The 14,794-nt window shown below is 46.4% G+C and carries 13 protein-coding genes; 11 read left to right on the forward strand and 2 right to left on the reverse strand.

Going from position 1 to position 14,794, the window contains the following annotated elements; all coding sequences use genetic code 11:
- Window positions 1-169: 169 nt before the first annotated feature.
- The 6 genes from lrp (at window position 170) to KI655_RS07850 (ending at window position 7,936) form a co-directional block, all read left to right on the forward strand.
- Complete coding sequence (gene lrp / locus KI655_RS07825; RefSeq protein ID WP_004734558.1) at window positions 170-664, forward strand: leucine-responsive transcriptional regulator Lrp; 495 nt, start codon at window positions 170-172, stop codon at window positions 662-664.
- 129 nt (window positions 665-793) lie between these two features.
- Entirely contained in the window at window positions 794-3,958 is a 3,165-nt protein-coding gene (locus KI655_RS07830) for a DNA translocase FtsK 4TM domain-containing protein (RefSeq protein WP_285403462.1), read from the forward strand.
- Between the two features lie 84 nt (window positions 3,959-4,042).
- On the forward strand, window positions 4,043-4,639 hold the full coding sequence (gene lolA / locus KI655_RS07835; RefSeq protein WP_285403464.1) for an outer membrane lipoprotein chaperone LolA: 597 nt from the start codon (window positions 4,043-4,045) through the stop codon (window positions 4,637-4,639).
- Window positions 4,640-4,680: 41 nt separating this feature from the next.
- Window positions 4,681-6,030, forward strand: a complete 1,350-nt coding sequence (locus KI655_RS07840) for a replication-associated recombination protein A (protein ID WP_285403466.1) — start codon at window positions 4,681-4,683, stop codon at window positions 6,028-6,030.
- A gap of 143 nt (window positions 6,031-6,173) precedes the next feature.
- Window positions 6,174-7,481: a serine--tRNA ligase gene (serS, locus tag KI655_RS07845; protein WP_032552084.1), complete on the forward strand. Its 1,308-nt coding sequence runs from the start codon at window positions 6,174-6,176 to the stop codon at window positions 7,479-7,481.
- A 188-nt stretch (window positions 7,482-7,669) separates the two neighbouring features.
- Window positions 7,670-7,936, forward strand: coding sequence for a DksA/TraR family C4-type zinc finger protein (locus KI655_RS07850; protein ID WP_285403468.1), 267 nt, complete (start codon window positions 7,670-7,672; stop codon window positions 7,934-7,936).
- Window positions 7,937-8,028: 92 nt separating this feature from the next.
- On the opposite strand, the gene bioA is transcribed toward KI655_RS07850, so the two are convergent.
- Window positions 8,029-9,306, reverse strand: a complete 1,278-nt coding sequence (gene bioA, locus KI655_RS07855) for an adenosylmethionine--8-amino-7-oxononanoate transaminase (RefSeq protein ID WP_285403470.1) — start codon at window positions 9,304-9,306, stop codon at window positions 8,029-8,031.
- 160 nt (window positions 9,307-9,466) lie between these two features.
- Between bioA and bioB the strand changes: the two genes are divergently transcribed.
- The 4 genes from bioB to bioD are packed head-to-tail and all read left to right on the forward strand — an operon-like array spanning window position 9,467 to window position 13,153.
- Window positions 9,467-10,519, forward strand: coding sequence for a biotin synthase BioB (gene bioB, locus KI655_RS07860; protein WP_032552087.1), 1,053 nt, complete (start codon window positions 9,467-9,469; stop codon window positions 10,517-10,519).
- Complete coding sequence (gene bioF, locus KI655_RS07865; protein WP_285403488.1) at window positions 10,506-11,669, forward strand: 8-amino-7-oxononanoate synthase; 1,164 nt, start codon at window positions 10,506-10,508, stop codon at window positions 11,667-11,669. The genes bioB and bioF overlap by 14 nt, the downstream gene beginning before the upstream one ends.
- Window positions 11,670-12,473 (forward strand): malonyl-ACP O-methyltransferase BioC, encoded by an 804-nt coding sequence (bioC, locus tag KI655_RS07870; RefSeq protein WP_285403473.1) that lies wholly within the window; start codon window positions 11,670-11,672, stop codon window positions 12,471-12,473.
- Window positions 12,470-13,153 (forward strand): dethiobiotin synthase, encoded by a 684-nt coding sequence (gene bioD, locus KI655_RS07875; protein ID WP_285403475.1) that lies wholly within the window; start codon window positions 12,470-12,472, stop codon window positions 13,151-13,153. The genes bioC and bioD overlap by 4 nt, the downstream gene beginning before the upstream one ends.
- 80 nt (window positions 13,154-13,233) lie before the next feature.
- Here the strand turns inward: bioD and KI655_RS07880 are convergent, their stop codons facing one another.
- Window positions 13,234-13,401 (reverse strand): hypothetical protein, encoded by a 168-nt coding sequence (locus KI655_RS07880; RefSeq protein WP_285403477.1) that lies wholly within the window; start codon window positions 13,399-13,401, stop codon window positions 13,234-13,236.
- A gap of 276 nt (window positions 13,402-13,677) precedes the next feature.
- Between KI655_RS07880 and htpX the strand changes: the two genes are divergently transcribed.
- A complete protein-coding gene (htpX, locus tag KI655_RS07885) occupies window positions 13,678-14,541 on the forward strand; it encodes a protease HtpX (RefSeq protein WP_285403479.1) in 864 nt (287 codons plus the stop codon).
- Window positions 14,542-14,794 lie beyond the last annotated feature (253 nt).

Genomic DNA, 14,794 nt, shown 5'->3' on the forward strand with positions numbered 1-14,794 from the left:
CTCCTCATTTTATTTTGGTTGTATAATCTATAGTAGTTGTATTAACTGTGTGTAGGGTAATTCTGTCGAATTAATATCTAGTATAGATACGTTGAGATAAAATTTGATACTGAATATTAAAAAGTTGTAGTATATTTTTTTGCAAGGAAGTAATAAGGTGGAATAAAAAATGGCAGACAACTATAAGAAGCCGTCCAAGGAACTAGACCGTATCGATCGCAACATTCTTAATGAGTTGCAAAAAGATGGTCGTATTTCGAACGTTGAACTATCAAAACGTGTGGGTCTTTCTCCGACTCCGTGTCTTGAGCGTGTTCGTCGTTTGGAGCGTCAAGGGTACATTACAGGGTATACAGCGCTGCTTAATCCTCAGTACCTAGATGCATCACTTTTGGTGTTTGTTGAAATCACATTGAACCGCGGTGCGCCAGATGTGTTTGAACAATTTAACACCGCCGTTCAAAAGCTAGACGACATCCAAGAGTGTCATTTAGTGTCGGGTGACTTTGACTACCTTCTAAAAACACGTGTATCGGATATGGGTGCTTACCGTAAACTTCTAGGTGATACGCTGCTGCGTCTGCCTGGCGTAAACGACACTCGTACTTACGTGGTAATGGAAGAAGTGAAACAAACCAACCAGCTGGTGATTAAAACTCGTTAATCATCAATGGTCGAACAGCAAGAAAGCGGAACTTAGTTTCCGCTTTCTTGCTTTCTGGAATTGGGTTTTTCCGTTTGATATGGTTAAATCAACAGTAGTTTTTATCAAACACATTTATAAAGCTGGTTTATGTTCAAAGAGAGCGGCAACAAAGTCGAAACAATCATTAAAACGAGTGAAGAGCCTCAGTCTTCTCGTTTGACGGGTACCCAACGTTTAAGAGAGTGCAGCCTTATTTTAGGTGTGCTGTTTTCTATTCTTCTTGCCGTCGCACTGCTGACCTTCAATCCAGCGGATCCGTCGTGGTCGCAAACGGCTTGGGGCGGTGACATTCAAAATGCGGGCGGTTACGTTGGGGCTTGGTTAGCGGATACGCTCTTTTTTGTATTCGGTTCTCTTGCTTACCCATTGCCGATTCTTGTTACCTTGGCTGCATGGGTCCTGTTTCGTAAACGTAATGAAGACGAAACCATCGACTTTATGCTTTGGGGTACGCGCTTACTGGGCCTCACTATTCTTCTATTAACCAGCTGTGGCCTTGCCGACATCAACTTCGATGATATCTGGTACTTCTCTTCGGGCGGCGTGATTGGTGATGTGATGACCAGTCTAGCACTACCTACGCTGAATGTTCTTGGGTCGACACTCGTTCTGCTGTTCCTATGGGGAGCAGGTTTTACACTATTAACGGGTATCTCATGGCTGAGTATTGTTGAATGGCTGGGTGATAGCGCGATTCGACTATTTACTGCGCTGGTAAATAAAGTGCGTGGTCAAGATCAAGAGATGCTCGAGCCAGAGCTGAGAGAGACGGAACAACATGATGCGCTAGAGCTTGAAGATCACAAGCCTGCCATTGAAAATGTTGAGGAACAGTACGACCCACTGACCAGCGATCCAAGTTTGCATTTCTCTGCAACCGCAGAACCCGATCAAGTAGAGCCAGTAGAATCGACTGAGCCTAAGCGTCATTACAATATTCATATGCCGACGGAAGTGCCAGAGGCTGCCGCGCAACCGGTTAAAACCAAAGCGCCTGATTCGAGCGCGCCAGCACATATCGCTCCAGTACAAGCCGAGCCTGCTCCACAGCCGATTCAAACGCCGAAACCAATTTATCAAGCGCCAGAAGAGCCATTAGAAGAGGGCGTTGAGCGTTCTAAACAGCTAAATGCGACGATTGAGCAACTTGAGCATGCAGCAATGGATGAAGATGACTTAGCGGAACAAACCCAAGCTGAAGCACATCACTCTCAAGCAGCATACCAAGAATATATGCAAGAACAGCCTGCTGAACCTGCACAATATCAGAATCACGAACCAGAGTTTTCAGCTGAGCCTGTTCACCAAGAACCTGTTTACCAAGAGCCGGTTCATCAGGAACCAGTTTCGCAAGCCACTGAACATCAGGAGCCGTCATTTACCTCTGATCCTGAACCAGAAGTGATTCCTGAGCCGATGTTTATCGAGCCAACGACTGCCGATGAACCGTTACACAGCAATCCAGCTCATGAAGAGTTTGAACCTGCATTTGCGCAAGATGCTCCTGTAGCAGACGAGACGCCTTGGGAAGAGCCAAGCGCACCGCAAGCGTCTGCAGAAGTGACTGAACCTCAGCCGCAGTCTGATAGCAATGAACAAGCGATCGATTTGCCGTGGGAAGAGGTGACAGAAGAAGAATCAGCGCACCCAGATCAAGATGTTGCAGCGTTCCAGAATATCGTTTCTGAAGCGCAAGCGAATATGGCAGCTGCGCAGAATCCGTTCTTGGTTCAAAAAGAGCCGAACTTGCCTAAGCCAACATCTCCTATGCCGACGCTGGAGCTGCTTTATCATCCGGAGAAGCGTGATAACTTTATCGACCGTGATGCACTAGAAGAGATTGCGCGTCTGGTGGAATCTAAACTGGCTGATTACAAGATCAAAGCAGAGGTTGTCGATATCTTCCCTGGGCCTGTGATCACTCGATTTGAGTTAGACCTAGCACCAGGTGTGAAAGTGAGCCGAATCTCTAGCCTTTCTATGGACTTGGCGCGTTCGCTGTCTGCAATGGCGGTGCGTGTTGTTGAAGTTATTCCGGGCAAGCCTTATGTGGGGCTAGAACTGCCGAACATGAGTCGTCAAACCGTATTCTTCTCAGATGTAGTGGGCAGCCAACAGTTTATCGAAGCCAAATCACCAACCACCGTTGTGATGGGACAAGACATTGCGGGTGAAGCTGTTATCGCTGATATCGCAAAAATGCCTCACGTGCTGGTGGCAGGTACTACTGGTTCTGGTAAATCGGTGGGTGTGAACGTGATGATCTTGAGTATGCTTTACAAAGCGACGCCAGAAGATCTGCGCTTCATTATGATTGACCCGAAAATGCTTGAGCTTTCTATCTACGAGGGTATCCCACATCTACTATCAGAAGTGGTTACCGATATGAAAGATGCATCAAACGCGCTGCGTTGGTGTGTTGGCGAGATGGAGCGACGTTACAAGCTAATGTCTGCGTTAGGTGTTCGTAACATCAAGGGCTACAACGATAAGCTGAAAATGGCGGCAGAAGCGGGACACCCAATTCATGATCCATTGTGGCAAGCTGGCGACAGCATGGATCCTGAGCCACCATTGTTAGAAAAACTGCCGTATATCGTTGTTGTTGTCGACGAGTTTGCAGACCTAATGATGGTTGTAGGTAAAAAAGTAGAAGAGCTGATTGCACGTCTGGCACAAAAAGCGCGTGCAGCGGGTATTCACTTGATTCTTGCTACGCAGCGCCCATCGGTTGATGTTATCACCGGTTTGATCAAAGCAAACATTCCGACTCGTGTGGCGTTTACTGTATCGACGAAAACTGACTCTCGTACTATCTTGGATCAAGGTGGCGCAGAATCACTACTGGGTATGGGTGACATGCTCTACTTGCCACCGGGCTCTAGCCATACGATTCGTGTTCATGGTGCGTTTGCGTCGGATGATGATGTACACGCGGTCGTAAATGACTGGAAAGCACGTGGTAAACCAAATTACATTGATGAAATCACCAATGGTGAACAGACCCCTGAAACCCTACTTCCGGGCGAAAAGATGGAAGGGGATGAAGACGTTGACCCACTGTTTGACCAAGTTGTTGAACACGTGGTGCAGTCACGTCGCGGTTCAGTATCGGGTGTTCAGAGACGATTTAAGATTGGTTATAACCGAGCCGCTCGTATTGTAGAGCAGCTAGAAGCGCAAGGTATTGTGAGTCCTCCGGGCCACAATGGTAACCGTGAAGTGTTAGCACCGGCTTCGCCAAAAGAGTAAACGCTTGATCGCGTTGATAGGAACTCAAACCTTAATGGTCGGTCATATGGGTTATGATCGATTTTAGTTGTAACAGGATTATTGATGAAAAAAGCATTCGCACTTCTATTTATGAGTTTTTCCGTTTTCGCTTCACCAAAGGAAGAACTGAGCAACCGATTAGCACTCAACGCTGGCTTTAGTGCTGATTTCAAACAGGTTGTCACAAGCCCAGATGGCGATGTCGTCATGGAAGGAGAGGGCACAGTAGAAATTGCCCGCCCAAGTCTGTTCCGCTGGGAAACAACATTCCCTGACGAAAACCTATTGGTCTCTGACGGCCAAAGCCTATGGTATTACAGCCCGTTCATTGAGCAGGTAAGCATTTACTGGCAAGAGCAAGCAACCGCGCAAACCCCGTTTGTATTGCTGACTCGTAACCAAGAAAGTGACTGGGACAACTACAATGTGACCCAATCGGGTAACCAGTTTACGCTTAAGCCGACAGCTGTTGATTCGAATCAAGGGGATTTCCAAATTCAGATCAATGACAAGGGTATTGTTCAAGGCTTTAATGTCATTGAACAAGACGGTCAAAAAGGCGAGTTCACCTTCAGCAATGTTGATTTGGGTAAGCCAAGCAGTGACCGTTTTACTTTCAGCGCTCCAGAAGGCGTTGAAGTTGATGACCAAAGAAACTAAGCCTTTGAGTCATTTATAACTAGTGAATCAAGAGATAGCCATTGAGTAACTACAGTTTAGACTTTTCGGGGGACGAAGATTTTCGTCCCCTTGCTGCTCGTATGAGACCAGAAACCGTCGAGCAGTACATTGGTCAGCAACATATTTTGGGCCCCGGAAAACCTCTGCGCCGAGCGCTTGAGGCTGGACACATTCACTCCATGATTTTGTGGGGACCTCCGGGTACCGGAAAAACCACCTTGGCTGAAGTTGCCGCGAATTATGCCAACGCCGAGGTTGAACGTGTATCGGCGGTCACTTCCGGAGTTAAGGATATTCGTGTTGCGATCGAGAAAGCGCGCGAAAATAAGCAAGCAGGTCGACGCACCATCTTGTTTGTGGATGAGGTTCATAGATTCAACAAGAGCCAACAAGACGCGTTTCTCCCGCATATCGAAGATGGCACCGTTACCTTTATTGGTGCAACCACAGAAAACCCATCTTTTGAGCTCAACAACGCACTGTTATCACGTGCCCGTGTTTATAAACTGACCTCGCTGAATACGGACGACATTGCTCTGGTGATTCGTCAAGCGATTGAAGATAAGCAGCGTGGTTTAGGTGATGTGAGTGCCCACTTTGCCGACAATGTATTGGACCGTTTAGCGGAGTTAGTCAACGGCGATGCGCGCATGTCACTCAATTATCTTGAACTGCTCTATGATATGGCGGAAGACGACGAGCAAGGCCGCAAGTCGATTACGCTTCAATTGCTAGCAGAAGTCGCTGGCGAGAAGGTAGCTCGCTTCGATAATAAAGGCGACATTTGGTACGATTTGATTTCAGCAGTACATAAGTCGATTCGTGGCTCTAACCCAGATGCTGCGTTGTATTGGTCAGCGCGCATGATTGCCGCAGGGTGTGATCCGCTTTATATCGTTAGGCGCTTGTTGGCGATTGCATCGGAAGATATTGGCAACGCCGACCCAAGAGCTATGCAAGTTGCGATTTCCGCTTGGGATTGCTTTACTCGTATTGGCCCTGCAGAAGGTGAACGCGCGATTGCACAAGCGGTTGTCTATTTGGCCTGCGCACCAAAGAGTAATGCTGTCTATACCGCTTGGAAGCAAGCTTTGACTGATGCGCATAATCTACCTGAGTATGAAGTCCCACATCATTTAAGAAATGCACCAACAACTTTGATGAAGGACATGGGCTACGGGCAAGAATACCGCTATGCTCACGACGAACCTGGGGCCTACGCGGCGGGGGAGAAGTATCTGCCACCAGAAATGGGTGAGCGACAATACTATTACCCAACAAAACGAGGCTTAGAGACCAAGATTGGCGAAAAGCTAGATTATCTGGCGGATTTGGACGCAAAAAGCCCACAAAAACGCTATGAAAACTAGCCTTTTTTGGATATCTTAACCTAGTCATAAAATTCAGATTAAATCGTTAAAAAATGATGAAATAATCATCATTTTTGGCGGTTTAGTGGTGTTTCAGTGGTCAAGCTACTGAATATTCAAATAACTAAAGCATAGGATTAGCAATGCTGGATTCTAAATTACTTCGAGCTGAGCTGGATGAAACAGCGGCAAAATTAGCACGTCGAGGCTTTGACCTTGATGTAGAGACAATTCGTGAACTTGAAGAAAAACGTAAGTCCCTTCAAATGAAAACTGAAGAACTGCAAGCGTTACGTAACTCTCGCTCGAAGTCCATTGGTCAAGCAAAAGCGAAAGGCGATCACGAAGAAGCTGAGCGCATCCTTGCAGAAGTGGGTAACCTAGGCTCAGAACTAGACGCAGCTAAAGTTGCACTAGCAGATCTTCAAGGTGAGCTTGAAGCGATCACAATGGCGATTCCAAACCTGCCAGACGAGTCAGTACCAGCAGGTAAAGACGAAGACGACAACGTAGAGATCTCTCGTTGGGGTGAGCCAAAGACTTACGATTTCGAAGTAAAAGATCACGTTGATCTTGGTGAGCTTTCTGGTGGTCTTGATTTCGCAAGTGCAGTTAAGATTTCTGGCTCTCGCTTCATCGTAATGAAGGGTAAATTTGCGCGTCTACACCGTGCAATCGCTCAATTCATGCTAGATCTTCACACTGATGAGCACGGCTACACAGAGATGTACGTACCGTACCTAGTGAACCACGACAGCCTATACGGCACAGGCCAGCTACCAAAATTCGGTGAAGACCTGTTCCACACTAGCCCGCTAACAGAGCAAGTAAGTGACGTCCCTCTTAAGAAGCTATCACTTATCCCAACAGCGGAAGTACCAGTAACAAACCTAGTGCGCGATACCATTACGGAAGAAGCAGAACTGCCACTTAAGATGACAGCTCACACGCCTTGTTTCCGTTCTGAGGCAGGTTCTTACGGTCGTGATACTCGTGGTCTTATCCGTATGCACCAGTTCGACAAAGTTGAACTTGTACAGATCACTAAGCCAGAAGACTCAATGGCTGCACTAGAAGAGCTAACAGGTCACGCTGAGAAAGTGCTACAACTTCTGGAGCTTCCTTACCGTAAAGTCGTTCTATGTACAGGTGACATGGGCTTCGGCGCTGCGAAAACTTACGACCTAGAAGTTTGGGTTCCAGCTCAAGAGACGTACCGTGAAATCTCTTCTTGTTCAAACATGTGGGACTTCCAAGCTCGTCGTATGCAAGCGCGTTTCCGTCGTAAAGGCGAGAAGAAACCTGAGCTTGTACACACACTAAACGGTTCTGGTCTTGCTGTAGGTCGTACAATGGTTGCGATTCTAGAGAACAACCAAGAAGCAGATGGCCGTATAGCTATCCCAACCGTACTTCAGAAGTACATGGGCGGCGTAACGCACATCGGTTAATGCTCTAATCGTCTGATTCGAAAACCCAGCCACGTGCTGGGTTTTTTATTGCCCGAACCTAGCCATTTTTACAAATAGGTAATAGTTATTTGCTTATGTCCTAGATTATATCCAATAGATTTTGTTCGTATAATGGTCGCCTACCGCGGTAGGAATTGATTTTCTCATAACGATATTGAGGAGGGCATATGGCTGTAGGGTGGGCTGGCGACGACAGTGTTAGTCAGCAAATTCAAGATACCATTTCCGATGAGATCTGTCGCGTGAGAGGTAACATCAAGACTGGAGAAAGTGCTCATTATTGCGATGAGTGTGGTGACGAGATCCCAGAGAAAAGACGACTAGCGATGCAAGGGGTACGCTTGTGTATTGAGTGTCAGTCGATGCTGGAACATACCTCTCACCAACACGCATTGTTCAATCGTAGAGCGAGTAAAGATAGCCAGTTGCGATGAATTGTTTGGAAAAACAACGAGTTAGCAGTTGATATGAACGGTTGTTTTGACGGACAACCGTTCATACTTTAATGCATGAGTGCATTGCTCGCTTATTGAAAACACTCTGGTCGTTGAAGTGCACTATCTATGGCGGAGACCAATTTCTCGATATGATGCGATTCACTGATAAATGGAGGCATCATATAAATCAGCTTTCCGAAAGGTCGGATCCATACCCCTTGTTCAACAAAGTGAGCTTGTATTGCTTCCATATCAACGGGCGTGTGAGTTTCCACTACACCAATTGCGCCCAACCAACGAACGTCTTTAACTAACTCATGTTGTTTAAGTTTTGGAAGCTGCTCTGAGAAAAGCGATTCGATTTGTTTGGTCTGTAACTGCCAATCACCTTGTTCGATTAATCCAAGACTTGCAGCACCAACGGCACACGCGAGTGGGTTACCCATGAAGGTAGGGCCGTGCATAAAGCATCCGGCTTCACCGTCACACACAGTATCAGCGACGTCTTTACTTGCTAGTGTTGCTGAGAGTGTCATGTATCCGCCAGTGAGTGCTTTGCCAACACAAAGAATGTCCGGGTGAATATCTGCATGCTCACAGGCAAACAGCTTGCCCGTGCGGCCAAACCCTGTGGCAATCTCGTCAAGAATCAACAGCACGTTGAATTCATCACACAGCGCTCTCACTTGCTTTAGAAACTCTGGATGATAGATACGCATGCCGCCAGCGCCCTGAACGATAGGCTCTAAGATCACCGCTGCGATCTCTTGATGATGCGTGCTGAGCTTTTCTCTGAAGCTATTAATGTCGTCCGGGTTCCACTCATCCCAGAAACCGGTCTTTGGTGAGTCCGCGAAGATATGCTCTGGTAGGAACCCTTTGTAAAGGCTATGCATGGAATTATCTGGATCAGTCACCGACATCGCAGCAAAAGTATCGCCATGATAGCCATCTCTCAGCGTTAAGAACTTAGATCTCGGTTGACCTTTTGCATGCCAGTACTGCAATGCCATCTTTAAACTGACTTCAACAGCGACTGAGCCCGAGTCAGCCAAAAATACATGTTCCAAATTGCTAGGAGCTAGGTTGAGCAGTTTCTTACACAGATCGATTGCAGGTTGGTGAGTAATTCCGCCGAACATCACGTGTGAAACCCTATCGATTTGGCTATGTGCCGCTTCATTTAATACCGGGTGATTGTATCCGTGGATGGTAGACCACCAAGAAGACATGCCATCAATCACTCGCTTTCCATCTTCCATTTCAAGGTAAACACCCTTAGCACCTACCACAGGGTAGCAGGTCAGAGGTGTGAGGGTAGAAGTGTAGGGATGCCAGATATGCTGGCGATCAAAGGCGAGATCCATAACGAGTTCCATGTGTAATTTGATTAAATAATAACCAGTTGTAAACTTTTGTTTTTATCAATGTGTTGACAGTCTAAAGCTTGTCGGTAGACTAGCCAAGCATAAATGCAAAATCTCAAAGTGGATTTGCGCAAATAAAATAATAGAAAAGGATCGACACGTGGAAGTTCGTCATAACTGGACAGTAGCTGAAGTTAAAGCTCTGCTTGAAAAACCGTTTATGGATTTGATGTTTGAAGCACAGCTTGTTCATAGACAGTACCAACTGCATAACCATGTACAAGTGAGTACACTCCTCTCTATTAAAACCGGTGCTTGTCCAGAAGACTGTAAATACTGCCCACAAAGTGCACACTACCGCACAGATGTTGATAAAGAGCGTTTGATGGAAGTTGAGCGCGTGCTCGATGCGGCTCAAAAAGCGAAAAATGCGGGCTCTACCCGTTTCTGTATGGGTGCGGCTTGGAAGAATCCAAAAGAGCGTGATATGCCTCATCTAACAGAGATGATCAAAGGGGTGAAGGGCATGGGACTAGAGACCTGTATGACGCTAGGTATGCTAACGCCTGAGCAAGCGGGTGAATTGGCTGATGCAGGTTTGGATTACTACAACCACAACCTTGATACCTCTCCTGAGTTCTACGGTAGCATCATTACGACTCGTACTTACCAAGACCGTCTAGATACTTTATCTCATGTTCGTGATGCAGGTATGAAGATCTGTTCTGGCGGTATCATCGGTATGGGTGAAAGCACTAATGACCGTGCTGGCTTACTTGTCGAGCTAGCTAACCTCCCTGTTCACCCTGAGAGTGTGCCAATCAACATGCTAGTAAAAGTGAAAGGTACGCCGATGGAAAACGTCGATGACGTTGAATCTTTCGACTTTATCAAGCTCATTGCTATTGCTCGTATCATGATGCCGAAATCGGCGGTTCGCCTGTCTGCAGGTCGTGAAAACATGAATGAACAGATGCAAGCAATGTGCTTTATGGCGGGTGCGAACTCAATCTTCTACGGTTGTAAGCTACTGACTACACCAAACCCAGATGAAGACACCGATATGCAGCTATTTAAGAAGCTTGGTATCAATAGCCAAGAAGTGGCGCAAAAGCCAGATGAAATCCAAGAAAACGAACTGTTAGATCAAGTGGTAGAGCGTGTCGCTGCTCGCCCAACGAAAGATGACATGTTCTACGATGCCAGCGTTTAACTCTCGTATTGAAAAAGCCCTTGCTGACCGCCGTGAGCAGGGGCTTAACCGCCAGCTAAACGTTCTTAAATCGGTAAGTCGTTCTGAAATTGAGTTCGACTCTAAGATTTACAGCAACTTCTCTAGTAACGACTATTTAGGTTTAGCCAATGAGCCAGAGTTGGTTTCAGCTTGGCAAGATGGGTTGAGCCAATATGGGGCTGGCAGTGGAGCATCGCCATTAGTCACAGGCTTTAGTACAGCACACCAAAACCTAGAGTCTCAGCTATGCGAATGGTTAGGCTATGAGCGCGCGATTCTTTTCAGTTCTGGGTTTAGTGCTAATCAAGCCTTGTTGTTTTCTCTGCTCGATAAGAGTGACACCCTCATTCAAGACCGTTTAAATCACGCCTCTTTAATGGAAGCGGGGGCATTGTCGCCGGCAACCATGAAGCGCTTTAAGCACAACGATTTAACTCATTTACACTCACTCCTTTCATCAGCACCCAACTCATTGGTGGTGACAGAGGGGGTGTTCAGCATGGATGGTGACCAAGCCCCTTTAGCCGATATTGCACAGCTGACCCAAAAGCATAATGCGTGGTTGGCGGTGGATGATGCTCATGGCATCGGTGTGTTAGGGGAGTTTGGCTCAGGAAGTTGTGCTGCGTCGGGTATTAAACCAGAACTGCTTGTTGTCACTTTCGGTAAGGCTTTCGGCTTGTCTGGGGCGGCGATTCTTTGCAGCAAATCGGTAGGGGAATACCTTACTCAATTTGCTCGTCACCACGTTTATTCTACGGCAACCCCTCCAGCTCAAGCTCATGCCTTGAGTGTGGCTTGTACCATGATACAAAACCAACAGTGGCGTAGAGATAAGTTGAGTGAACTACAAGCGCTCTATCATGAAGAAATGAAAGACTGGTCTGGTTATGTGGAAACACAAACGCCAATCAAGCCATTTCTTATTGGCGAGTCGCAGCATGCCGTTAGTATCGCTAACCGAATAAAACAGAGTGGAGTTTGGATGACAGCGATTCGTCCGCCAACAGTGCCGCAAGGTAGTGCTCGTCTTAGAATTACACTGACTGCTAACCACAGTGAAGAGCAAGTATTACATCTGACTCACTCGCTACAGCGCGCGTTAGCAACGCAACATGAGGTAGAGTAAATGTCACAGCAAGCCGTCGTAGATAATTACACTGTCCAAGATAAACAGGCGATAGCAGATGCCTTTGGAAAAGCTGCAAAAAATTATGACAAGCACGCTGAATTTCAGCGCGATGTAGGTCAGCGTCTTCTTGATAAGTTACCTACAGACCTATCTGGTTATCAGGTGTTGGATTTAGGGTGTGGGACGGGCTATTTTTCCAAGCTACTCGCAGAACGAGGAGCGACGGTTGTCTGCGCAGATTTGTCATTGGGTATGTTAGAGCAAGCCAAGCAGAGGTGCGGTAATACCGTTGTGGCATACCAGCAAGCAGATGCCGAAGCTCTCCCATTCAACGACAACCAATTTGATTTGGTTTTCTCTAGTTTGGCACTTCAGTGGTGTGATGATCTATCTATGCCATTGCGAGAAATGAAAAGAGTGACGCGCCAAGGCGGCTCAATCGCTTTCTCCACCTTGTTAGACGGTTCTCTGATTGAGCTAAAAAAGGCGTGGAGTAAAATTGACTCACATCAACACGTCAATCACTTTATTACCGCCAATCAGGTAAAAATTGCGTTAGCGCAATCTAGCTGTGTCCACCATCTACTAGACTTGCCCTCCATCACAGTATGGTACGATTCAGCGTTTGAATTGATGCGCGACCTTAAGGGGATTGGTGCCAACCACGTAAGTGGGCGCTCACAAGGTCTGACCAGCAGAAGAATGCTGCAGCTTGTTGAGCAAGAGTATCGAACATTTCAAAACCATCAAGGTTTCTTACCAGCAACATATCAAGTTTGTTTAGGGGTTATTCAATTATGATTGATGCATTATTTATTGCAGGTACGGATACCGAAGTGGGCAAAACCGTGGTTTCAAAAGCGATCTTACAAGCTTTTGCCGCACAAGAATTTTCAACGATTGGCTACAAGCCTGTCGCTGCGGGTTGTGAGCAGTACCCTGAAGGAGCGCGTAATAGCGACGCTCTTCATCTTCAAGAAGCTGCAACTCAAGACATCGATTACGATGATGTTAATCCATATGCATTGATGCTTCCTGCTTCTCCTCATATCGCAGCTAAGCGTGATGGCGTGGTGATTGATGAAGCGGTACTTTCTGAGAAGCTAGCGCAACATAAGCGGAACTCGGATTTTGTATTGGTAGAAGGTGCGGGTGGCTGGCGCGTACCAGTGTCTGACGATGAGTGTCTATCGGCTTGGGTTAAGAAAGAACAGCTTCCAGTGGTTCTAACGGTCGGTATTAAACTAGGCTGCCTAAGCCATGCTCTTCTAACTGCAGAAGCGATTCGTGCAGATGGCCTAAACCTTGTCGGTTGGGTAGCAAACCGAATCAATCCAGGTACTGAGCACTACGCAGACATTATTGCGATGCTTGAAGATAAGCTAGGTGCGCCGAAACTGGGTGAGATTCCTTACGTGCCGAAAGCGAAGTCGAAGAACATTGGTAAATACATTGATGTTCAGCCACTGATGGCTCTATAAGTCATTAGCTGAAGACCAAAAATAGAAAAGGGCTGCATAATTGCAGCCCTTTCTTTTTATCCGTCGACTTAAAACAGAGATTAATGGTCCTTTGTTAGCCCCATTAATGCCTGCTGAGTCTCTGAAATGTTATTTTGTGCAGCCTCTGGAGTCACGATACCGATCTGTTTTTTTGCTTCTTCTTCAGTGATACCTAAGTGACAGCATAGTAAATCAATAGCCATTTGAGTGTTAGTGCCTTCAACCATGATCCTTTCCTTTTGTGTCTCGGACTAGCCAATTAATCATCTAGGCACACTGTAAACGGATCAGTCGATGTTCTCTATAAGACTTAGGTCTAATACCAAATCTTAATTGGACACGGTCTCGTAATTAAATGTTGCAATTTAATGCTTAACCTTGTTTTCTAATTCTAAGACTATATGTATAAGTAAATAGAAGTGTTTGAGGTGGTGCGTTTGCCGTACACGCCTTAGCTATAATGATAAAGTTTTAATAAAACAGCTTTCATGCGGAGAAAAGTAATGAAGCGAGTAATGTTGTTCCTTGCAACCAACTTAGCGGTTGTATTGGTGCTAAGTGTTGTTCTTAATATTGTATACGCTGTCACGGGGATGCAACCAGGCAGCTTGTCTGGATTGCTCGTAATGGCTGCCGTGTTTGGTTTCGGTGGTTCTTTCATTTCTTTGATGATGTCAAAGGGAATGGCTTTGCGTTCTGTGGGCGGTATGGTTATTGAGAGCCCTCGCAATGAAACAGAGCATTGGTTGATGGAAACCGTAAGCCGCCAAGCTCAACAAGTCGGTATCGGCATGCCAACAGTCGCTATCTATGACTCACCAGATATCAACGCATTTGCGACAGGTGCGAAGCGCGACGACTCTCTAGTTGCGGTATCGAGCGGTCTGCTGCACAGCATGACTCGTGATGAAGCAGAAGCCGTATTGGCTCACGAAGTTAGCCACATCGCAAATGGCGATATGGTGACAATGACATTGATGCAAGGCGTAGTGAATACGTTCGTTATCTTCTTATCTCGCTTTATCGCGAACATCGTTGCTTCTAACGACAACGAAGAAGAGGGTGGCAGCAACATGATGGTTTACTTCGGTGTATCTATGGTGCTTGAGCTAATCTTCGGTTTCTTAGCGAGCTTCATCACAATGTGGTACAGCCGTCATCGTGAATTCCACGCTGATGCGGGTGCAGCGCGCCTAGTCGGTAAAGAGAAGATGATTGCGGCGCTTGAGCGTCTAAAAGTGAGTCACGAACCACAACTAGAAGGTTCAATGATGGCATTTGGTATCAACGGTAAGAAATCACTGAGTGAGCTACTGATGAGCCACCCACCGCTAGATAAGCGTATCGCGTCTCTGCGTAACATGTAATCTTAAATAGATTCACGATTGAAAGGCTTCCTTCGGGAGGCCTTTTTTATTGCCGAATCAATGGCTCTAATTATTGGTGAATATACGACTTTGACCTGCTTGGCTGGTGGTTGCTTTGCCTAGCGTTTGTATTGATTGAGCAATTCCGTTTGGGTTTGCCACTCAACATCGTTAGCAGCTACGAATAGATACAAAAAAGGCTTCCACAAGGGAAGCCTTCTCATATCATTGTATTCGAATCTCGAATCTCGAA

Source organism: Vibrio sp. D404a, from assembly GCF_030248535.1.
Lineage (GTDB): Bacteria > Pseudomonadota > Gammaproteobacteria > Enterobacterales > Vibrionaceae > Vibrio.

What these genes read in the sequence shown, in the direction of transcription:
- lrp (WP_004734558.1), top strand. Translation starts at nt 170, where the DNA reads ATGGCAGACAACTATAAGAAGCCGTCCAAGGAACTAGACCGTATCGAT.
- bioC (WP_285403473.1), top strand. Translation starts at nt 11,670, where the DNA reads ATGTCACAGCAAGCCGTCGTAGATAATTACACTGTCCAAGATAAACAG.
- KI655_RS07880 (WP_285403477.1), bottom strand. Translation starts at nt 13,401, where the DNA reads ATGGTTGAAGGCACTAACACTCAAATGGCTATTGATTTACTATGCTGT.
- serS (WP_032552084.1), top strand. Translation starts at nt 6,174, where the DNA reads ATGCTGGATTCTAAATTACTTCGAGCTGAGCTGGATGAAACAGCGGCA.
- htpX (WP_285403479.1), top strand. Translation starts at nt 13,678, where the DNA reads ATGAAGCGAGTAATGTTGTTCCTTGCAACCAACTTAGCGGTTGTATTG.
- bioD (WP_285403475.1), top strand. Translation starts at nt 12,470, where the DNA reads ATGATTGATGCATTATTTATTGCAGGTACGGATACCGAAGTGGGCAAA.
- KI655_RS07850 (WP_285403468.1), top strand. Translation starts at nt 7,670, where the DNA reads ATGGCTGTAGGGTGGGCTGGCGACGACAGTGTTAGTCAGCAAATTCAA.
- bioF (WP_285403488.1), top strand. Translation starts at nt 10,506, where the DNA reads ATGCCAGCGTTTAACTCTCGTATTGAAAAAGCCCTTGCTGACCGCCGT.
- bioA (WP_285403470.1), bottom strand. Translation starts at nt 9,306, where the DNA reads ATGGATCTCGCCTTTGATCGCCAGCATATCTGGCATCCCTACACTTCT.
- KI655_RS07830 (WP_285403462.1), top strand. Translation starts at nt 794, where the DNA reads ATGTTCAAAGAGAGCGGCAACAAAGTCGAAACAATCATTAAAACGAGT.
- lolA (WP_285403464.1), top strand. Translation starts at nt 4,043, where the DNA reads ATGAAAAAAGCATTCGCACTTCTATTTATGAGTTTTTCCGTTTTCGCT.